This window comes from Nocardia sp. NPDC003269, assembly GCF_042888005.1.
Taxonomy (GTDB): Bacteria; Actinomycetota; Actinomycetes; order Mycobacteriales; family Mycobacteriaceae; genus Nocardia.
In genome coordinates this window covers 1-19,067 of the sequence record NZ_JBIAPA010000008.1, presented here as the reverse complement: position 1 = coordinate 19,067, position 19,067 = coordinate 1, and the positions used below count along the sequence as shown (strand labels likewise).

Here is a 19,067-nt window from a genome sequence, read left to right as displayed (position 1 = left end):
TGTCGGCATGGAGACCGACGAGGCCGCACTGGTCGCCCGCGCCGTCGCGGGCGACCGGGCGGCGTTGGGCGAGGTGATCGCGCACCTGCAGGATCCCCTGTACCGCCTGGCACTGCGGATGACCGGCCGTCCCGCCGACGCCGAGGACGCGGTGCAGGAGATCTTGATCCGGGTGGTCACGCGGTTGTCGACCTGGCGCGGCGAGGCCGCCCTGCGCACCTGGGCCTATCGGGTCGGGGCGAACTATCTGATCTCCCAGCACCGGCGTTCGGCACTCGAGCGCGACCGGGTCGGCCTCGACGAGTTCGGCGCGAGTCTGCTCGACGGGCTGGCCACCGAGGACTATCGCGGACCCGAGGCCACCCTGCTCGCCGAGGAGGTCCGGCTCAGCTGCACCCAGGCGGTCCTGCAATGCCTGAGCCGGGACGAGCGGATCGCCTTCGTCCTCGGTGAGGTGTTCGGCCTCTCGGTGGCCGAGGCGGCCTGGGTGCTCGACATCACCCCGGCCGCGTACCAGAAGCGCTGGGAGCGGGCCAAACAGCGGCTCGGCGCCTTCCTGCGCAGCGCGTGCGGGCTGGCGAATCCGGCGGCGCCGTGCCGGTGCGCGCGGCGGGTGACCCGCGCGGGGGAGCTCGGGCGGATCGATCCCGCGCGCCCGGTCTACACGAAACACGCGGTGCGGCCGGGTGGCCGGACGGTCGCGGAGGCGGCGGCGCAGCTGCGTGACCTGCGGGACGCGGCGGCGGTGCTGACCGCGCACCCGGATTACGCGGCACCGAGGGAGAAGATCGCGGCGATCACCGGATTGCTCGGCTCTGGCCGGTTTCCGCTGCTCGACTGAGCGGATCAGTCGGGCAGGGTGCCGGTCTCCGGCGGAATCCCGGTGTCCAGGAAGCGGATCAGGCGGGCGATGCGGGCGGCGTGGTCGACGCAGCGCTGGAACTGGCTGCCCAGCAACGCCAGATCGATCGCCGGGCCGGTGCCGACACCGATCTCCGCCGTGGTCAGCACCGTGCGCAGCTGCCCGCAGCGGGTCTCCATGGTGGCGGCCGCGGTGCCGTCGTCCTCGGTGAAGCGGCCGGTCGCGACCGACGCGCTCACCCGCGCAACGCTTTCCGCGGCGAGCATGCCCATCGCCACCAGCTCGGCGACGACCGGCTCCGGCGCGACGGCGCGCGGATGCGCGCGGTACACGTACTGGCCGGCGGTCTCGGTGCGCCTGCCGATCCGCGAGAGTTCCCCGGCGATCTGGATCGCGGTCACCACGTGTCGTAGGTCGCGGGCGACCGGCGCCTGCAACGCGAGCAGGGCCATGGTGCGGCTCTCGCAGGCGGCGAACATCTGCTGGAGCTGCTCGTCGAGCGCGAAGACCTCGTAGGCGGCGGTCAGGTCGGCGCCTGCCAGCGCCTCGGTGACTCGCTCGGTCGCATCATGGGCCAAGCGCGACATCAGGGTGAGATCGTTGGACAGGGCAACGAGCTCGAGGGTGAACTGGGTCCGCACGGGCTGAATTGTTCCCCATCGAGGCGGTCCCGGGGAATCCATCGGCGGATCTTTCGCGGCCGCGTATCCCGGCGCACTCCGGCGCGGCTGGAACGATGGAGGCCATGATTGCCGCGTTGACGACCAGATGGACCCTCTTAGTCCCGATACTCGCCGCGCTCGTACTCGCCGTCACCTGGGGGCGCGACGTGCCTGGACTCGTGGTGGCGCTGGTCAGCGCCGCGCTGGTCGGCGCGGTACTGGCCGCGGTCTATCACGCGGAGGTGGTCGCCCATCGGGTCGGCGAACCGTTCGGCTCGCTCGTGCTGGCCGTGGCCGTCACCGTGATCGAGGTGGCGCTGATCGTGACGATGATGATCTCCGGTGGCGACAAGGCGGCCTCGCTGGCCCGCGATACCGTCTTCGCCGCGGTGATGATCACCTGTAACGGCATCTTCGGCCTGGTCCTGCTCGTCGGCGCGCTGCGCAGGCGGGTCGCGGTGTTCAACTCCGAGGGCACCGGTGCCGCGCTGGCCACCGTCGCCACCCTGGCGACGCTGAGCCTGGTGCTGCCGACCTTCACCACCAGCAAGCCGGGCCCGGAGTTCTCGCCCGCGCAGCTGGCCTTCGCCGCGGTCGCCTCGCTGGCGCTGTATCTGCTGTTCGTGATGGTGCAGACGGTGCGCCACCCCGACGACTTCCTCCCGGTGGAGGACGGCGGCGCGGTCGACGACGCCGATATCCACGACCACTCGCCGTCCAACCGGGCGGCGCTGATCAGTCTGGGCATGCTGGTGCTCGCGCTGGTCTGTGTGGTCGGCCTGGCCAAGGTGGTCTCGCCCGCGCTGGAGGCGGGCGTCGCCTCGGCCGGGTTGCCGCAGTCGGCGGTCGGCGTGGTGATCGCGATGCTGGTGCTGCTGCCGGAGACGCTGGCCGCGGTCAACTCCGCGCGCCGCAACCAGGTGCAGATCGGCCTGAACCTGGCGCTCGGCTCGGCCATGGCCAGCATCGGCCTCACCATTCCGGTGATCGCCCTGGCGACGATCTGGCTGAGCGGGCCGCTGGTGCTCGGCCTCGGCGCCACCCAGATGGTGTTGCTCGCGCTGACCGTCGTGGTGAGCACGCTGACCATCGTTCCCGGCCGCGCGACCCTCCTGCACAGTGGCGTTCACCTGGCGTTGTTCGCCGCTTTTGTGTTCCTGGCCGCAAGTCCGTAGCTGAAGTGTTGCGGATCACAGGGGGTGGTGATCTGTCATTGAAACCGCGAAAAAGCGACGAGGGTCACCACCCCGAAATTTTGTTGTGACGCAGAGTACCGGCTAGCTTGCTGGAGTTGGCACCACGCCGAAGCCAGAGAGTGCGGTATGAAAATCACCATGCTCCGCGCTTCGCGAGCGGGCCGGGGGCATCGCTGATGTCCACCGATCTGCATTCCGCGAAGCCGGATTCCGCCACCCAGATCGTCCGCAAGAACTTCACCGACACGGTCGTGTCGTCGTTGCGGACCTTCGGGCGCGCGGTCGACCTCGCGCAGGAGTCGGTCACCGGCACCGTCGCCGATATCGCCCGCGGACATTTCCAGTGGCGCGAGACCCTCGTCCAGGCCTGGCGGCTGATCACGGTCACCGCGATCCCCGCGATCCTGATGGCCATCCCGTTCGGCGTGATCGTCTCGATCCAGGTCGGCAACCTGATCCACAGCCTGGGCGCCGACTCCATGCTCGGCGCGACCGGCGGTCTCGGCGTCATCAAGCAGGGCGCGCCCATCGCCACCGGCTTCCTGCTCGGCGGCGCGGGCGCGGCCGCGATCGCCGCCGACCTCGGCGCGCGCACCATCCGCGAGGAGATCGACGCGCTCAACACCATGGGCATCAGCCCGGTGCACCGGCTCGTCATCCCGCGCATGATGGCGATGCTCATCGTCGCGCCGATGCTCAACGTGCTGATCATCTTCGTCGGCGTGCTCGCCGGGTACGCGGTCGCCGTCGGCGGCCAGGGCGTGACCCCGGGCAGCTACTGGTCGACCTTCGGTTCCTTCGCCACCGCCGGTGACGTGTGGGTGTCGCTGCTCAAGGCGCTGATCTTCGGCTTCCTGGTCGTCGTCATCTCCTGCCAGCGCGGGCTGGAGGCCAAGGGCGGTCCGCGCGGTGTCGCCGACGCGGTGAACGCGGCCGTGGTGCTCTCGGTGGTCTCGATCGCGATCGTGAACCTGCTGGCCACCCAGATCAGCGCCATGTTCCTGCCGACGAAGCTGGCGTGATGGCTGCCTCCTCCTATATCCCCACCTCCCTGCACTGGCTGCGCAAGCCGGCCCGGCTCGGCAAGCGGATCGGCTCGGCGGGCGAATCGCTCGGCTTCGTCGCGGTGTTCGTCTGGCAGGTGCTGTCCTCGGTGCCGCTGACGCTGCGCCGCTACCGGGACGAGACGCTGCGCGCGGTCACCGACATGACCTGGGGTCGCGGGTCGATCATCGTCGGCGGCGGCACCGTCCCGATGATGATCGTGCTCGGCCTGGTGATGGGCGCCTCGGTCGGCGTCGAATCCTTCGCCTCGCTCGACATGCTCGGCATGGGCCCGGTGACCGGCGTGATCTCGGCCTACGCCACCACCCGCGAGCTGGCCCCGATCGCGGCGGCCATCGGCTTCGCCGCCCAGGCGGGCTGCCGGATCACCGCCGAGATCGGCTCGATGCGCATCTCCGAGGAGATCGACGCGATCGAGGCGCTGGGCCTGCGCTCGGTGCCGTTCGTGGTGACCACCCGCGTCATCGCGGGCGCGATCGCCATCGTGCCGACCTTCCTGATCGCGCTGATCCTGTCCTACGGCGCCTGCCGCGGGCTGCTCACGATGGTCTACGGCCAGTCGGCCGGCGTCTACGACCACTACTTCTTCCAGTTCATCTCCGGGTTCGACATGATCGCCGCCGTCATCAAGGTGGCCGTGTTCGGCACGGTGGTGATCCTGGTGCACAGCTACTTCGGGTTCTTCGCCACCGGCGGCCCCGAGGGCGTCGGCATCGCCTCCGGTCGCGCGGTGCGCGCCAGCTCGGTGGCCATCGTCGCCATCGACATGGTGCTGTCGATCGTGCTCTGGGGCTTCAACTCGGCGATCAGTTTTACGGGGTGAGCTAGTGCCTAACTACGGAATGCCCGGCGTCGCCGCCGATCGGCGCACCGCGCGGCTGACCGGCGCGATCATCCTCGGCCTCATCGCCGCGGTCGTGCTCGCCACGGTCTGCTACCGCACGCTGAGGACCGAAGACGGCCTGCGGATCGCGCTGCACACCGAACACCTCGGTGACGGCATCAGCGCGGGCAGCCAGGTCCGCATCGACGGCGTCACCGTCGGCGAGGTCGCCGAGGTGACCCCCGGCGAGCGCGGCACCCAGCGGATCTCGCTGCTGCTCGACGCCGACCGCCTGCACGGCATCGACGACAGTCTCGCCGTCGACTACGCCCCGACCAACCTGTTCGGCATCGCCGAGCTGGAGCTGCGCCGCGGCACCGGCGGCGCGCCGCTGCGCGCGGGCACGGTGCTCGACCTGACCGGGGCCAACTCCGGCCGGGTCTACGACGCGACGATGAGCGCGATCCTGCGCAGCCTCTCGCAGGTCGGCATGACGGTGACCAGCCCGCAGATGGCCACGGTCATCTCCCAGCTGGCCGCCGACTTCAAGGCCTTCACCCCGCTGGTCCAGGCGCTGATCACGATGGCGAAGACCATCGCCGACAACCAGGACGTGTCGCCCTCGGAGCTGTTCGGCAAGCTCGGCCCCGCCTTCGACGGCGGCGGCCAGTTCGCCGGCGCCACCATGCAGGTGATCGACAAGCTCAGCGACATCAAGGTGACCCAGGTCGACAAGGACCGCTACGACATCGGCGTCGGCGTGATCGGCGGCAGCATCCTGCCCGCCCTGACCACCACGCTCACCACCGCGGGCGGCCACTTCGCCGAGACCACCGACATGCTCGCGCCGATGCTGTTCGCGCTGGCCCAGATGTCGCCGAACGCGCGGCAGACCGGCGCCGACCTGCAGGCCCTGCTGACCAACCTGCGCGGCGCCATGCCGGACGGCCCGAACGGCCCGGTGCTCAACCTCGACGTCGAGCTCAGCGGCGTGCCCGCCATCGCGGTGCCGCTGTTCGGAAAGGCCGGTGCGTGATGAAGATTCGCGGTGTCGCACTGCGACTCGGCGTGTTCTCGCTGGTCATGCTGGCCGTGCTCGGACTCGTCTTCACCCTGATCAAGCGCCCGGTCTCCGGTGACACCGAGGCCCACGACGCGCTGTTCACCGACGCCAACGGCCTCAAGGTCGGCAACGACGTGCGGATGTTCGGCGTGCAGGTCGGCAAGATCGAGAAGATCAGCCTCGAGGGCGACAAGGCCAAAGTCCACCTGACGGTCAAGACCGACACCCCGATCTACGACAACAGCAAGCTGGCCATCCGCTACCAGAACCTGACCGGCCAGCGCTACATCGACCTGCAGCAGGCGCCCAACCCGGGCACGCGGATCGCCGCCGACGCCCGGATCGGCGCGCACATGACCGTCCCGTCGTTCGACGTGACCAGCCTCTTCAGCGGCCTGAAGCCGGTGCTGGCGACGCTGTCGCCGGAGGCGATCAACCAGTTCACCGCGAGCATGCTCGCCGTCATCGAGGGTGACGGCAGCGGCCTCGGCCCCGCGCTGACCGCGATCGACCAGCTCGCGAGCTACGCCGAGGACCGCCAGCAGGTCATCGACACCCTGATCCGCAACCTGTCGACGCTGGGCGACCGGCACGGCGGCCGCGTCGGCTACCTGCTGCCGCTGCTGGCCCGGCTCACCGACATCTTCGAGGCGATGCAGCGCAATATCGGCGGTGTCGCGCAGTTCGCGGCCACCGCGCCGTCGGTGCTGGCCCCGGTCGACCGGCTGCTGGCCTCGCTCGGCCTGGTCGAGGGCGGCAGCGCCGAGGTCGACGCGATGATCCGCGGCCTGTTCCCCGACCCGCAGGAGGCGGTCGCGGTCTTCGGGCGGCTGCCCGGGCTGCTCGCCACGGTCGACGCGTCGCTGTCCCGCGATTTCGCCGACTTCACGCCGCACTGCAGCAACGGCGCCGCCCAGGTGCCCGCGCCGCTGCAGGTGCTGATCGCCGGACAGAAGGTGACGGTATGCAACGCCTGAAGTTCTTCGCCGGTGATCGCCCGATCCTGGACGAGGCGGGCAAGCGCGCCCGCGAACTGCGAATGGGCATCATCGGCCTGAGCCTGGTGGTGCTGTTCATGATCGGCGCCGCGGTGATCTACGTGGTGCCGCTGGGCAAGCACACCTACACCGCCGAGCTGAGCGAGGCGCAGTCCGTGCGCGAGGGCGACGACGTGCGCCTGGCCGGTATCTCGGTCGGCAGCGTCGTCTCGCTCGAGCTGAAACCGGACAAGGTGCTGATGGAGTTCACCGTCGACTCCGACGTCTTCGTCGGCGACCAGACCTCCCTCGACGTGCGCATGCTCACCGTCGTCGGCGGTCACTACGTCGCGCTCTACCCGGCCGGTTCACGACCGCTGGGTGAGCAGCCGATCCCCGCCGATCGAATCCGCCTGCCCTACAGCCTGATCGAGACCTTCCAGGACGCCACCACGCCGCTGGCCGCCGTCGACGGCGACACGGTGCGCAAGAACCTGGCCGCCGCCAACACCGCGATCGCGGCCTCCCCGGAGGCGCTGCGCTCGACCCTCGACACCGTCGGCAAGTACGTCGACATGCTCGACCGGCAGCGCTCGCAGGTGTCGAAGTCGATCGCCATCCTCGACGAATACATCTCCATGTACGACGGCGCCAAGTCCGACCTGGGCAGGCTGATGGACAACGTGAACCTGCTCGAGGACGTGCTGCTGAGCAAGAAGGCCGAACTGGCCGAGGCGGTCCGGCTGCTGGTCTCGGTGGTGAATCGGCTCGCCGGGCTCGCGCCCAGCTGGGATTCCACGCTGAAACCGCAGGCCCAGGCACTGGCCGACGCGCTGCCGCGCCTGCAGCAGCTCGAAGGCGGGTTCGAGCCGGTCCTGGGGACCGTGCACGACCTGCAGACCAAGCTGTCGCAGCTGGTGACCCCGGACGCGGGCGTCGTGGTCGACCAGTCCGGCGCGCGCGTCTGCGTGCCGCTGCCGGGGAAGGCGTGCTGATGCTGAAACGACTGCTCGGATCCCAGGCGTTCATGTCGATCGCCGGGGTCGGCGTGCTGGCGGTGCTGGTGATCGCCGGCTACTTCGTCACCTTCGATCCGCTGAAGAAGACCGAATCCTATTGCGCGCTCATGCCCGACGCGATCGGGCTGTACCCGGGCAACCACGTCACGATGCGCGGCATCGACGTCGGCGAGGTGACCGCGGTGCGCAACGAGGGCGCCAAGGTGCGCGTCGAGTTCGAGGTCGACGCCGACCATCCGGTCTACGCCGACGCCTCCGCGACCACCGTCGCGTATTCCGTTGCCGCCGACCGCAATCTGGCCGTGCTGACCAGCGGCAAGGACACCACGAAGTTCACCGGCGGCTGCATCACCAAGACGCTGACGCCCAAGTCCATCACCGAGACGCTGACCGCGCTGGCGAGCCTGTCCGAAGAGCTCTCCGGCGTCGAGGCCGGGCAGCCGAGCGCGCTCGTGGACGGGCTGTCCTCGCTGGACCGCGCGACCGAGGGCGTCGGCCCGACGGTCAACGAACTGGTGCACAAGCTCGGCTCGGCGATGAACAAGCCCGACGCCGACATCGGCCACCTGGCCGGTCTGTTCGACGCGTTCGCCTCGGTCTCGAACCGGGTCGCCGCCAACTGGGGTGACCTGCAATCGATGCTGGTCCGGCTGGCACCACTGCTCAACCAGGCCTCCGACGACCTGCTCGGCCCCGCGACCACGCTGTTCGACGGTCTGCGCGAGCTGCTGCCGATGCTCAACGACGTCACCACCATCCTCGGTGACCCGCTGATCGGCGCCCTCGACGGCGCCGTCCCGCTGGTGAAGTTGTTGCGCGCCAACGTCGGATCGCTGCGCGAGGTGGTGCTGAAGATGCCCGCGCTGACCTCGGCCTTCCAGAGCGCCGCGGGCGGCACCGCGATCACCTACGCCGCGCCGAAGGTGGCGCTGCCCGGCGGCGAGGCCGACCAGGTGTGCGCCGCGGTGAACGCGCTGCTCCCCGGGCAGTGCGCCGATCCGGCGCAGGGCCTGACCGATGTGAACCTCGTGCAGGTCGTGCTGGGAATGGCAGGTGCCCGATGAACTCGCGTAAGACACTGCGGCGCACCATGATCGCGCTGGTGGTCGCGGCCGGTCTCGCGGCCGGCGGCTGCGGTTTCGACCCGGCCGAGGTGCCGGTGCCCGGCTCCACCGTCGCGGGCCCGACCTACCGCGTGCAGATCGAGTTCAGCAGCGCGCTGAACCTGCCCGCCAAGTCGAAGGTGATCGCCAACGGCGCCGAGATCGGCACCGTCGACACCGTCCGGGTGATCCAGCCCGCCGACGCGCCCGCCGGTCGCGGCGGGTACGTCGTCGTCGAGGCCGACATCCTCGACTCCGTCCGGCTGCCGACCACCACCATCGCCGAACTGCGCCAGGACACCATCCTCGGCGACATCCACGTCGCGCTGACCACCCCGAAGGACGGCTTCGGCACGCTGCTGCGCGACGGCGGCACCATTCCGATCGAACGCACGAAACCGCCGGTGCAGCTGGAAGACACGATGGCCACCATGGCGCTGTTCGTGCAGGGCGGCGCGATCGGTCAGCTGCAGGAGATGATCGGCCGGGTGAACTCGGTGATGCCCGCCGATCCCAAGGAGACCGCGCGGATCTCGGCGGTGATGGGCGCCGACGCCGCCGATCTGGCCGCCCATCTGGACCAAGTCGACCTGCTGGTCAACGGCCTGGCCGCCAATGCCGAGGTCATGGTCGGCATCGACGCCGAGCTCACCCACATCCTGAGTCCCGAAGCCGTGCGGGCACTCTCGGGCACCCAGGACTCGATCGCCAAGACCATGGCCATCTTCCTGGCACTCGGCCCGGTCGGCTCCTCGCTGACCTGGCTGGAACCGATCGCGAACGCGGGCGACGCAGCGGCGACGGCGTTCCTGCCGCTGGCCACCGGCGGCTCGGCCGATCTGCGCTCGTCGACGAACATGGCCCTGCTGACCGCGCTGTTGCGCGACAAGGTGATTCCCTTCGCCGAACGCGGCCCGAAGGTGAACGTCACCGGCGTGCGGGTCGCCGAACAGGAGCAGGTGGAGCAGATCGTGACCGCGCTGCGGATGATCGGAATGGTGCGATGAAGATCGGTGCCCTCGCCTCGCTGGGCGGCATCGCCGCCATCACCGTGCTCGGTGCGAGCTACCTGACCTTCGGGGTGGTGCGGGTCGACCCGTTCGCCGACTACACCGAGGCCTCGATCGAACTGGCGAACTCCGGCGGCCTCAGCGTCGGCTCGCCGATCCTGCTGACCGGCATCGAGATCGGCAAGGTCACCGCGGTCGATACCTCGGCCACCGGTGGCGTGCGGGTCGGCTTCGAGTTCGGCGCCGCGAACAAGGTGCCGATGAGCAGCATCGTCACCATCGAGCACCTGTCCTCGCTGGGCGAGCCGTACGTGCAGTTCGTGCCGCGCAGCGCGGACGGGCCGTATCTGACCGACGGCCAGCGGCTGTCCGGGGAGAACGTGCGCACGCCGATGTCGATCCCCGAGGTCGCGCGGCTGGTCACCAAGACCGTCGAGCAGCTCGACCCGGCGGTCGTCGGATCGCTCGTCGACACGCTCGGGCAGGCGATGACCGGCACGGAGAACGTCATCCCGGAGCTGGCCAGGGCGGGCGACCTGCTCGCCGCGGCCATCATGAGCCGGGCGCCCGCCATCGCCGAACTGCAGAACAACTTCGAGTACGTCTCCGGCGACATCGGCTGGGCCGGACCGGCCACCTCGGCCGCGGCGCCCGCCTTCGTGCGGCTGAGCCAGGTCATCGACGAGTTCGTCGAGTCGGTCGGGCGGGTCAGCGCGGCGGGCGGCGACCCGGAGATGTATCTGCGCGACGGCGGCCTGGTGCCGTTCCTCCAGCAGCTCACCGCCAAGCTGAACGAGCTCGGCCCCGAGCTCTCGGCGCTGCTGCCCGGACTGCGTCCGCTCACCGAGTCGATCACGGCGACGGGCCCGCAGATCGACCTCAGCACGCTCATCGCCCAGGCGTTGCACAACACCGACGCTGATGCGGTGAAGGTCAGGGTCGCGATCAGGTAAACATCCGGCAACCACTGAATATAGGTATAGTCCCTGGCCAGTGGTTGTCGGCTCGAGCCGAGCCCGGTTCGAGCAACCGTGCGGTAGCCTGCTGGACGAGGCAGTCCGAGTCCACTGGGCGAAGGCGGTGCGATCCATGGCAGACGGCGGCGAGGATCCCGACCAGGGGACCGGAGGCAGTACCCGGGTGATCGCGATCGCGGCGGTGCTGGCCGCGTTGCTGGCGCTGGTCGTGGCGCTCGGGTTGGTGCTGCGGGCGAATCAGGGCGACGAGAACGATCCGTCGACCGTCAATCCGATGGGGTCGGACGCCAACGGCCTGCCGGTCGACGCCGAGGTATCGGGCCAGGAAGTCGCCTTCGCGCCACCGTGGCCTGCCCGCCGGGTCGGCGGCAACTGCTCGGCGGGCGGCATCGTCGCCCACTGGCGGGTCGAGACCGACGGTCAGTGGCAGTGCACGGTGACCACCCCCGACGCCGCGGTCCCCGCCGCCCCCGCGCCGCCGCCCCCGCCACCCGCGGAGCCGCTGCCACCCGAACCGGCGCCGGTCCAGGCGCCGCCGCCCGCGTTCGAGCCGCCGCCGGTGTACGAACCGCCGGTCTACGCGCCGCCGCCGCCCCCGCCCGCACCCGAGCCGATCCCGGCGCCCGAACCGGCGCCCCCGCCGCCGCCTCCACCGCCGCCGGTCATCCAGTTGCCGTTCCCGCTGCCGCCGATCTTCGTTCCGCCCGCCGCGGCCGTGCTGCCGTGACGGGCGGCGGGTCGGCCGCCGCGCGTCGCCACCGTCGGTGAGACTGATCCGCTATGGACCAGTTGGTACTCACTCTGGTGATCCTGCTCGTGACGGTGCTCGCCGAATCGCTCGGCGGCAGGCTGGGGATCGCGCCGTCCATCCTGATGACCGTGTTCGGCTGTCTGCTCGCGCTGATCCCCGCCGTCCCGAGCCTGAACATCCCACCCGAACTGATCCTGCCGCTGGTCCTCCCGCCGCTGCTCTACGCCGCCGCCCGGCGCACCTCCTGGCGGCAGTTCGCCGAGAACTGGCAGATCATCGCGCTGCGCGCGGTCGGGCTGGTGATCGTCACCGCCGTCGCGGTGGCCGCGGTCTTCCACGCCTGGAACCCGGCGACCGCCGTCGCGGCGGGCGTGGTGCTCGGTGCGCTGGTCGCCCCGCCCGACCCGGTCGCCGCCACCTCGATGGCGGGCAGACTCGGCCTGCCCCGCCGGCTGATCGTCACCCTGGGCGGGGAGGGCCTGTTCAACGACGTCACCGCGATCGTCATCTACACCGTCGGCATCCAGGCCGTGGTGACCGGCCTGTTCTCGCCGTGGCACGCCCTCGGTGACTTCGTGCTGGCCGCGGTGGTCGGTCTCGTGGTCGGCCTGGTGCTCGGCTGGGTGGGCAGCAAGCTCACCAAGTACCTCGACAACGCGACCGCCCAGGTGGCCCTGAGCCTGCTGCTGCCGTTCGTCGCCTACGGCGTCGCCGAGCACTGGGAGGGCTCCGCGGTCCTCGCGGTGCTGGTGTGCGCGCTGTACCTCACCGACGCGGTGACCGAGATCGGCGACCGCGACTACCGCCTGGTCGCCGACGCGTTCTGGGACATCGCCGAAATGCTGATCACCGGATTCGCGTTCGCGCTGATCGGCCTGGAACTGCGCGTGGTCATCGAGACCACCGGGCACGGCTGGCCGTCGCTGGCCGGGGTCACCGCCGCGGTGATCGCGGTCGTCGTGCTGCTGCGGCTGGCCTGGTTGCTGGTCACCTGGGCGGTGAGCACCCGGCTCTGGCGCTACACCGACGAGCCGTTCACCTGGCGCGAGGTGATCGTCACCTGGTGGGCGGGGATGCGCGGGGTGGCCACGGTCGCGCTGGCGCTGGCCGTGCCGTTCACCATCGATTCCGGCGCGGATTTCCCGGCCCGCTCGGAGATCCTGTTCGTCGCCTTCGCCGTCGTCCTGTTCACCCTGCTCGTGCAGGGCATCACCCTGCCGCTGGTCGTGCGGATCACCGGCGTGCACGCCGACACCCGCCAGGAACGCGCGGTCGAACAGCAGCTGTGGACCAGGGTGGTGCGGGCCGAACTCGCCGAGCTGAAGATGATCGCCGCCCGCGACGGCCTGCCCGACGACGTCTACGAGGACATCAAGGACACCCTGCGTCACCTCTCGGCCAAGGCCGACCCGGAGGCGGCCGACGCCGACGCCAAGGCCGCCCTCGACCAGGAACGCAAACTCGCCTCGCAGCTGCGGGCCGTCCGCTCGGCCGTCCTCGAGGCGGGCAGGCGCGAGGCCCAGGCCGCCCGCCGCGAACCCGGCATGCCGCCCGACGTCGTCGACCGGGTCACCCGCAGGCTTGATCTCGGGCCGACCCGCTGACCGGCGTCAACCGCCGAGGGTGTCGGTGAGCATGCCGATCGCGTAGGTGATCGCCATGGCCAGCGCGCCGCCGAGCACCACCCGCAGCACCGCCTTGCCCCGGCGGCTGCCGCCCAGCCGCGCGCTCACCGATCCGGTGAGGGCAAGGGCGAGCAGCACCGCCGCGAAGGTCACCGGGACCCGCCACTGCGCGGGCGGGATCGCGATCGCGATCAGCGGCAGCAGCGCGCCGCAGGTGAACGCGACCGCCGACGAACCCGCCGCGGCCCACGGATTGGTGAGCTCGGTGGGATCGAGCCGGAGTTCGGCTTCGGCGTGCGCGGTGAACGCGTCGTGGGCGGTGAGTTCCTCGGCCACCGTGCGGGCGGTCGCCGGGCTGAGCCCCTTGGCCTCGTAGATCCCGGTCAGCTCGGCCAGTTCCGCCGCGGGATCCTCGGCCAGTTCCCGGCGCTCCTTGGCCAGCAGCGCCTTCTCCGAGTCCCGCTGGGTGCTGACCGACACGTACTCGCCCGCGGCCATCGAGATCGCGCCCGCGACCAGGCCGGCCACGCCCGCGGTGAGGATCGTGTGGGTGTTGTTCGTCGTCGCTGCGACGCCGACGACGAGACCCGCGGTGGACACGATGCCGTCGTTCGCGCCGAGCACCCCGGCGCGCAGCCAGTTCAACCGCGACGCGAGTCCCTCCGCGTGCGGTTCGTGCGGATGGATGGTCGAAGACGAGTCCTGCACCCGGTCAGCCTAATCCGGGGCGCGGCCGGATCAGCGCTGGGCGCGCAGGACCTCGCGGAGGGTGTCGGCCAGGCGCACGGCCAGCGCGAGCACCGTCAGCGTCGGGTTGACGTGCCCGTTCGTCGGGAAGACCGAACTGCCCGCGATGTAGAGGTTGTCCACGCCGTGCACCCGGCAGTGCCGGTCAACCACCCCGTGCCGGGGATCGGCCGACATCCTGGTGGTGCCGCTCGGATGCGCCCGGTCGGCCAGCGCCAGCGGCTCGGTACTGCCCGCCCTGGCCGCGGGCACGATCGCCGGCGCGGGCAGCCCGAGCCGCGCGAACTCGGCCACCAGCAGTGCCGTCGCCCGTCGCACGGTCGCGTCCTCGCGCGCGTCGACGCGCCAATCCACCTGGGGCAGCGGCATTCCCACCGGGTCGGTGCGCTGCGACAACCGCACCCGGCTCTCCGGATCGGGTGCCTGCTCGACCATCGCCCACACCTCGACCCCGGTCAGCCGGTGCGGCAGCCCGACCCCATCGATCAGCCTGCGCCGCGCGCCGGCCAGCAGCAGCCGGGTGTCCGACACCATGATCCGCCCGTCCTGCCAGCGGCCCCGTCCGCCGAGCACCCGCTTCACCGCGTCCCACGGATCGTCGGGCGCGGTGACCTCCTGCAACCACAGCGCGCAGTTGAGCAGCGCTTCCCCGCGCTGGACTTCGGGGGACAGGGCGAGCCCGTGCAGATAGGTGTGCTTGCCGCGCGGTCCCCGCACCACGTACTTGCCGAACCGGGCCAGCGCCGCGCCCGCGGCGGCGGGGGACAGCGTCCCGACCACGCCGCTGCGATGATCGATCAGATAGCGCCCCACCTGGTCGTATCGGTTCCCGATGCCGCCCGCGACGGTGCGCCGCGAGGCCAGCAGCAGCCGTGGCGTATCGATCCCGCCCGCCGCGAGCACGAACAGCCGCGCCTCGACAGTGCGCACGCGTCCGCCCGCGCCGGTCACCTCGACCGAATTCACGTGCGCCCCGGTGGCATCGGTGTCGAGATGGGTGACGGTCGCGTTCACCAGCACCCGCGCGGTCGGCGCGACGACATCGCGCACCGCGGGACCCCACCGTTTGCTGTCGAATCGGTTCCCCGGGTCTCGGCTGAACTGCCAGAAGTACGGGCGCAGCGACGCGGTGTCGAGTCCGGTGACGGGCGCCGGACGGCCGGCGAGCGGCCAGAACTCGGCGTCGGTGAACCCGCCGCCGTGCCCGAGTCCGGCGTGCGCGGCGGCGCGGTCGGCGTAGGGGTGCAGCGCGGTCGCCTCGATCGGCCAGCCCGATCGGCGGACCCACGGCCGGGTGGCGAAGTCGAGATCGTCGAGCAGGCCGCAGCGCCCGGCCCAGACCCGCGAGCTGCCGCCGAGAACGCGGCTCCCCGCTATCCGGTCGGGTGGCAGGCGTGGCGCGCCGATGCTGTCGATGGCGGCGAATTCTGTTTCGGTGGGGCCGATGTCGTGGTCACCGCTCTCCAGGACCAGCACCTGCAGTCCCGCCGCGGCCAGTTCGGTGGCGACCGTCAGCCCGGCCGGGCCCGAGCCGATGACGCAGATCTGGGTGCGCAGCGCGTCGTCGCCGACGGTGCGCAGATCCTCCACCAGCATCGGCGGTCCTCTCGCCCGTGCCACCCGCGCGGCCCGGCACCCGGCCGCGCTTTGGTGTCACTCTAGAAGCCGGGACGCGGAATTTCCGGAGGTCTCACAATGCTGGTTCACGAAAGCCCGCACGTACCCGGCGGATTGGCGCACATACATCCAGGCCCAGAATTCCAGCCCGGTGTCGGTGGGACTGGCGACCATGGTGATCTCGCCGTCGAAACACCGGCCGACGATGTAGCGGGCGCGGGAGATGTGCGGCGTGAACGTCACCACGATGATGTGGCGCCAGCCGTAAATCTTTGCCCGCCGGATGATTTCGCGCGCCTCGCCGTCGGTGGTCCACGGATCGGGCAGGAAACACGAGACCCGGAAGGCGAATCGGCCGCCGCAGTACTTGTCCATCATCGGGTCGTCGGCCCCGGTGGACTGCGAGATCAGCACCTCGGGCGCGTAGCCCTGCTGGGCGAGCTCGATGCCGAGGTCGAAGCGTTCGTAGGGGGTGCCGCCGAGCACCACGATCACATCGGCGCGACGCAGCGGGTCCAGCTGCGGGTTGACGAAGACGGGCCATCCGGCGATTGCCGTACCCAGCACGATGACCAGTGCGCCGACGAGCAACCATCCCGCACGTCGAAAGATCGACACTGCATCGAGGATAGCGAAGGGTGCACACTGGACCCCATGACCGACTCCGCCGTTGCCCCCGAACACCTCGACGTCGTCATCGTCGGCGCCGGACTGTCCGGCATCGGGGCCGCGTACCGGCTGCAGACCGAACACCCGCACCGCAGCTACGCCATCCTCGAGGCCCGCGCCGATCTCGGCGGTACCTGGGATCTTTTCCGCTACCCGGGCATCCGCTCCGACTCGGACATGTTCACCCTGGGCTACCCGTTCAAGCCCTGGCGCGCGGCCCGTTCCATCGCCGACGGCGCCGCGATCCTGGACTACATCCGCGAGACGGCCAGGGAGAACGGCATCGACGGGCGCATCCGCTTCGGTTCCCGGGTGATCGGTGCCGACTGGTCGTCGGCGCAGGCGCGCTGGCAGCTCACCATCGCCCACGAGGGCCCCGACGGCCCCGAGCTGAGCACCCTGACCTGCGGTTTCCTCTACGCCTGCGCCGGCTACTACGACTATCTGCAGCCGCACACCCCCGAGTTCACCGGTCGCGCCGACTTCGACGGCACCATCGTGCACCCGCAGTTCTGGCCCACCGATCTGGACGTGCGCGACAAGCGGGTGGTCGTCATCGGCAGCGGCGCGACCGCGGTCACCCTGGTGCCCTCGCTGGCCGGCGAGGCCGAGCACGTCACCATGCTCCAGCGCACCCCCACCTGGATCAGCGCGGTGCCCGGCCGCGACAAGCAGGCCGACAAGATCCGCGAAGCGCTGCCCGCCGACCTCGCGCATCGGCTGATCCGGACCAAGAACATCCTGTTCAACATCGGTTTCTACCAGTACTGCCGTCGCCGCCCCGCCGCCGCGCGCAAGCTGCTCACCGGCCTCACCTCCCGCATCCTCAAAGACGACAAGCTGGTCGCCGAGCACTTCACCCCCGACTACGACCCCTGGGACCAGCGCCTCTGCGCCGCGCCCGACGCCGACTTCTTCAAGGCGATGAAGAAGGGCAAGGCGACCGTCGTCACCGACCGGATCGACCGCTTCGTCCCCGAGGGCATCCAGCTCGCGTCGGGCAAGGTCCTGCCCGCCGACATCATCGTCACCGCCACCGGCCTGCGGCTGCTCGCCTTCGGTGGGATCGCGCCCTCGGTGGACGGCACCCCGGTCCCGCTGTCGGACCAGTTCGTCTGGCAGGGCGCGATGCTCACCGGCCTGCCCAATTTCGCGATCTGCGTCGGCTACACCAATGCCTCGTGGACGCTGCGCGCCGATCTCACCTCGCGCCTGGTCTGCAAGGTCCTCGCCCACATCGACCGGACCGGGGTGCCCGCCGTCGTCCCGGAGCCGACGGGCAAGCTCGGCGAACGCCCGCTGCTCGACCTGAACTCCGGCTACATCCAGCGCTCGATCGCCCTGTTCCCCCGGCAGGGCGACCGCCGTCCGTGGCGGGTCCGGCAGAACTACCTGCTGGACACGCTGTTCACCCTCCGCACCGACCTCGGCAAGACATTGCGCCCGGTCCGCCGGGTAGGCGAGTTCACCCACAACGGGTGAGGCGCGCGGCCCCGTCGGGTTTCTACCGTTGGCGTGTGCCGTGGTGGCACATCCGTTGACCCGACGGGAAGGCCGAGCGATGACAGATCAGAATCAGCACCCGGTACGTGAGGGAATCGCGGCAGGAACATCCATCGGCGCAGGCATTCTGTTGGCCGTGGTCGGTGTCCTGCAGATCCTCGAAGGTATCTCGGCTGTCGCCAACGACGATCTGATCGTCGTCGGGCCCGAGTACCTCTACCAGTTCGACCTGACAGCCTGGGGTTGGTGGCACATCGTCCTGGGCGCGATCGCCGTGATCGTCGCGATCGGCCTGCTGGCCGGTCAGACCTGGGGACGGGTGGCGGCCATGGTGATCGCCGCACTCGCGATCATCGCGAACTTCCTGTGGCTGCCGTACTACCCCTGGTGGTCGATCCTGATCATCATCATCAGCGTCGTGGTGATCTGGGCGGTGGCCACCTGGCGCCCCGACAACGCCTGATCCCCGCCACCGACAACGCCGCCCCGGTCATCGACCGGGGCGGCGTCGTGTCGTCGGAGGTCAGCGGGCGAGGGTCGGTTCGCCGGCGTCGGGCTCGCCGAGGGTGTCGAGCAGATGGTCGGAGATCCGTTCCCCCAGCGAGGCCAGCTCGGCCTTCTGCGGCTCGTCGAGTCCGTCGAGGACCAGCCTGCGCACCGCGACCAGGTACTCCGGTGTCGCCTCGGCCACCTTGGCCAGCCCGGTCTCGGTGAGCACCGCGTCCACGCCGCGTCCCGATTCCGCCGCCGCCCGCTTGGCCCAGCCCACCCGTTCCAGCTTGGACACCACGTGGGAGAGCCGGGAGATGGACCCGTGCCCCCTGGCCGCGAGCAGGCTCAGCTGCATCCGATGGTCCGGCGCCTCCCGCAGCAGGGCCATGACCCGGTACTCGAAATGGGTCACGCCGAACTCGCGTTGCAGCCGCGAGTCGAGCGCGCTCGGCACTCGCATCGCGAGGGTGACCACCGCGCTCCAGGCGCGACGTTCGACCGAGTCGAGATCCTCCGTCACCTCGGCCTCCTTCCACCCTGACGTTAACTGGAAAATTGCTGAACGTCGGCAAACTGTATCTCGGAGGGGGTGGGGTGTCTACGTGTGTCATGTCATGTCGGCAGGTGAGGGGAAGTTTCGAAGATCGTCCAGAGCTGGACGAATGATCAGTTGCCAATGGATCGCCGTGACCGGCGGATTGCCGCCGGCGTCGGCTCGACCGCCGGGTCTCGCACGCGAATGGCCGCGACCAGGTGCGAAAGCCTCGGGAAACACCGCGTCTACCAGGCGATTTGACTTCGCGTTCGCAGCTGCGTAACTTAATTCGAGTCAGAGCGACACGGACACCGACCCGGTGCCGAACCGCCGAGCCTCTCGAGGCTAGCGGATCGCACAGGGAAACGAGG

19 protein-coding genes are annotated in these 19,067 nt (G+C 70.3%); 14 read left to right on the top strand and 5 right to left on the bottom strand.

All coding sequences use genetic code 11. The features are described 5' to 3' along the window. Positions 1-7 precede the first annotated feature (7 nt). The gene (locus ACFYWJ_RS34325) at positions 8-841 is read left to right on the top strand and encodes an RNA polymerase sigma factor (protein WP_355284136.1); all 834 of its coding nucleotides are present in this window, start codon (positions 8-10) and stop codon (positions 839-841) included. Between the two features lie 5 nt (positions 842-846). Here ACFYWJ_RS34325 and ACFYWJ_RS34320 read toward each other — a convergent pair whose 3' ends face one another. Further along, positions 847-1,503 carry a PhoU domain-containing protein gene (locus ACFYWJ_RS34320; protein WP_355284133.1) on the bottom strand — a complete coding sequence of 219 codons (657 nt, stop codon included), beginning with the start codon at positions 1,501-1,503 and terminating at the stop codon, positions 847-849. A 95-nt stretch (positions 1,504-1,598) separates the two neighbouring features. Here ACFYWJ_RS34320 and ACFYWJ_RS34315 point away from each other — a divergent pair, with 95 nt between their 5' ends. The 11 genes from ACFYWJ_RS34315 to ACFYWJ_RS34265 all read left to right on the top strand — a co-directional run bounded on the left by ACFYWJ_RS34315 (position 1,599) and on the right by ACFYWJ_RS34265 (position 13,112). Further along, a complete protein-coding gene (locus ACFYWJ_RS34315) occupies positions 1,599-2,699 on the top strand; it encodes a calcium:proton antiporter (protein WP_387163766.1) in 1,101 nt (366 codons plus the stop codon). A 197-nt stretch (positions 2,700-2,896) separates the two neighbouring features. Next, complete coding sequence (locus ACFYWJ_RS34310; protein ID WP_355284127.1) at positions 2,897-3,742, top strand: ABC transporter permease; 846 nt, start codon at positions 2,897-2,899, stop codon at positions 3,740-3,742. After that, a complete protein-coding gene (locus ACFYWJ_RS34305) occupies positions 3,742-4,608 on the top strand; it encodes an ABC transporter permease (protein WP_355284124.1) in 867 nt (288 codons plus the stop codon). The genes ACFYWJ_RS34310 and ACFYWJ_RS34305 overlap by 1 nt, the downstream gene beginning before the upstream one ends. Before the next feature lie 4 nt (positions 4,609-4,612). Beyond that, positions 4,613-5,644, top strand: coding sequence for an MlaD family protein (locus ACFYWJ_RS34300; protein WP_355284121.1), 1,032 nt, complete (start codon positions 4,613-4,615; stop codon positions 5,642-5,644). Beyond that, positions 5,644-6,648: an MlaD family protein gene (locus ACFYWJ_RS34295; protein ID WP_355284119.1), complete on the top strand. Its 1,005-nt coding sequence runs from the start codon at positions 5,644-5,646 to the stop codon at positions 6,646-6,648. The genes ACFYWJ_RS34300 and ACFYWJ_RS34295 overlap by 1 nt, the downstream gene beginning before the upstream one ends. Then, positions 6,636-7,643 carry an MlaD family protein gene (locus ACFYWJ_RS34290; protein WP_355284116.1) on the top strand — a complete coding sequence of 336 codons (1,008 nt, stop codon included), beginning with the start codon at positions 6,636-6,638 and terminating at the stop codon, positions 7,641-7,643. The genes ACFYWJ_RS34295 and ACFYWJ_RS34290 overlap by 13 nt, the downstream gene beginning before the upstream one ends. Continuing rightward, entirely contained in the window at positions 7,643-8,731 is a 1,089-nt protein-coding gene (locus ACFYWJ_RS34285; RefSeq protein ID WP_355284113.1) for an MlaD family protein, read from the top strand. The genes ACFYWJ_RS34290 and ACFYWJ_RS34285 overlap by 1 nt, the downstream gene beginning before the upstream one ends. Further along, positions 8,728-9,777: an MlaD family protein gene (locus tag ACFYWJ_RS34280; protein ID WP_355284111.1), complete on the top strand. Its 1,050-nt coding sequence runs from the start codon at positions 8,728-8,730 to the stop codon at positions 9,775-9,777. Before ACFYWJ_RS34285 ends, ACFYWJ_RS34280 begins: the two co-directional genes overlap by 4 nt. Continuing rightward, on the top strand, positions 9,774-10,733 hold the full coding sequence (locus tag ACFYWJ_RS34275; RefSeq protein ID WP_355284108.1) for an MlaD family protein: 960 nt from the start codon (positions 9,774-9,776) through the stop codon (positions 10,731-10,733). The genes ACFYWJ_RS34280 and ACFYWJ_RS34275 overlap by 4 nt, the downstream gene beginning before the upstream one ends. A gap of 136 nt (positions 10,734-10,869) precedes the next feature. Continuing rightward, positions 10,870-11,484, top strand: a complete 615-nt coding sequence (locus tag ACFYWJ_RS34270) for a hypothetical protein (protein ID WP_387163773.1) — start codon at positions 10,870-10,872, stop codon at positions 11,482-11,484. A gap of 53 nt (positions 11,485-11,537) precedes the next feature. Then, positions 11,538-13,112: a Na+/H+ antiporter gene (locus ACFYWJ_RS34265; protein ID WP_355284961.1), complete on the top strand. Its 1,575-nt coding sequence runs from the start codon at positions 11,538-11,540 to the stop codon at positions 13,110-13,112. A gap of 6 nt (positions 13,113-13,118) precedes the next feature. Here the strand turns inward: ACFYWJ_RS34265 and ACFYWJ_RS34260 are convergent, their stop codons facing one another. From ACFYWJ_RS34260 to ACFYWJ_RS34250, 3 genes are read right to left on the bottom strand one after another with little or no spacing between them, the layout of a single operon-like run. Further along, on the bottom strand, positions 13,119-13,841 hold the full coding sequence (locus tag ACFYWJ_RS34260; RefSeq protein ID WP_355284963.1) for a VIT family protein: 723 nt from the start codon (positions 13,839-13,841) through the stop codon (positions 13,119-13,121). A 30-nt stretch (positions 13,842-13,871) separates the two neighbouring features. Next, a complete protein-coding gene (locus ACFYWJ_RS34255) occupies positions 13,872-15,476 on the bottom strand; it encodes a GMC family oxidoreductase (RefSeq protein WP_355284966.1) in 1,605 nt (534 codons plus the stop codon). 57 nt (positions 15,477-15,533) lie between these two features. After that, positions 15,534-16,109, bottom strand: a complete 576-nt coding sequence (locus tag ACFYWJ_RS34250; protein ID WP_387163780.1) for a YdcF family protein — start codon at positions 16,107-16,109, stop codon at positions 15,534-15,536. Between the two features lie 42 nt (positions 16,110-16,151). Here ACFYWJ_RS34250 and ACFYWJ_RS34245 point away from each other — a divergent pair, with 42 nt between their 5' ends. Together ACFYWJ_RS34245 and ACFYWJ_RS34240 are read left to right on the top strand one after the other, a co-directional pair. Then, entirely contained in the window at positions 16,152-17,648 is a 1,497-nt protein-coding gene (locus ACFYWJ_RS34245; RefSeq protein WP_355284969.1) for an NAD(P)/FAD-dependent oxidoreductase, read from the top strand. Between the two features lie 79 nt (positions 17,649-17,727). Continuing rightward, complete coding sequence (locus ACFYWJ_RS34240; RefSeq protein ID WP_355284971.1) at positions 17,728-18,132, top strand: hypothetical protein; 405 nt, start codon at positions 17,728-17,730, stop codon at positions 18,130-18,132. A gap of 60 nt (positions 18,133-18,192) precedes the next feature. Here the strand turns inward: ACFYWJ_RS34240 and ACFYWJ_RS34235 are convergent, their stop codons facing one another. After that, on the bottom strand, positions 18,193-18,681 hold the full coding sequence (locus tag ACFYWJ_RS34235) for a transcriptional regulator (RefSeq protein WP_355284974.1): 489 nt from the start codon (positions 18,679-18,681) through the stop codon (positions 18,193-18,195). Positions 18,682-19,067 lie beyond the last annotated feature (386 nt).

What these genes read in the sequence shown, in the direction of transcription:
- ACFYWJ_RS34285 (WP_355284113.1), top strand. Translation starts at nt 7,643, where the DNA reads ATGCTGAAACGACTGCTCGGATCCCAGGCGTTCATGTCGATCGCCGGG.
- ACFYWJ_RS34315 (WP_387163766.1), top strand. Translation starts at nt 1,599, where the DNA reads ATGGAGGCCATGATTGCCGCGTTGACGACCAGATGGACCCTCTTAGTC.
- ACFYWJ_RS34305 (WP_355284124.1), top strand. Translation starts at nt 3,742, where the DNA reads ATGGCTGCCTCCTCCTATATCCCCACCTCCCTGCACTGGCTGCGCAAG.
- ACFYWJ_RS34265 (WP_355284961.1), top strand. Translation starts at nt 11,538, where the DNA reads ATGGACCAGTTGGTACTCACTCTGGTGATCCTGCTCGTGACGGTGCTC.
- ACFYWJ_RS34310 (WP_355284127.1), top strand. Translation starts at nt 2,897, where the DNA reads ATGTCCACCGATCTGCATTCCGCGAAGCCGGATTCCGCCACCCAGATC.
- ACFYWJ_RS34270 (WP_387163773.1), top strand. Translation starts at nt 10,870, where the DNA reads ATGGCAGACGGCGGCGAGGATCCCGACCAGGGGACCGGAGGCAGTACC.
- ACFYWJ_RS34255 (WP_355284966.1), bottom strand. Translation starts at nt 15,476, where the DNA reads ATGCTGGTGGAGGATCTGCGCACCGTCGGCGACGACGCGCTGCGCACC.
- ACFYWJ_RS34240 (WP_355284971.1), top strand. Translation starts at nt 17,728, where the DNA reads ATGACAGATCAGAATCAGCACCCGGTACGTGAGGGAATCGCGGCAGGA.
- ACFYWJ_RS34280 (WP_355284111.1), top strand. Translation starts at nt 8,728, where the DNA reads ATGAACTCGCGTAAGACACTGCGGCGCACCATGATCGCGCTGGTGGTC.
- ACFYWJ_RS34325 (WP_355284136.1), top strand. Translation starts at nt 8, where the DNA reads ATGGAGACCGACGAGGCCGCACTGGTCGCCCGCGCCGTCGCGGGCGAC.
- ACFYWJ_RS34295 (WP_355284119.1), top strand. Translation starts at nt 5,644, where the DNA reads ATGAAGATTCGCGGTGTCGCACTGCGACTCGGCGTGTTCTCGCTGGTC.
- ACFYWJ_RS34275 (WP_355284108.1), top strand. Translation starts at nt 9,774, where the DNA reads ATGAAGATCGGTGCCCTCGCCTCGCTGGGCGGCATCGCCGCCATCACC.
- ACFYWJ_RS34290 (WP_355284116.1), top strand. Translation starts at nt 6,636, where the DNA reads ATGCAACGCCTGAAGTTCTTCGCCGGTGATCGCCCGATCCTGGACGAG.
- ACFYWJ_RS34245 (WP_355284969.1), top strand. Translation starts at nt 16,152, where the DNA reads ATGACCGACTCCGCCGTTGCCCCCGAACACCTCGACGTCGTCATCGTC.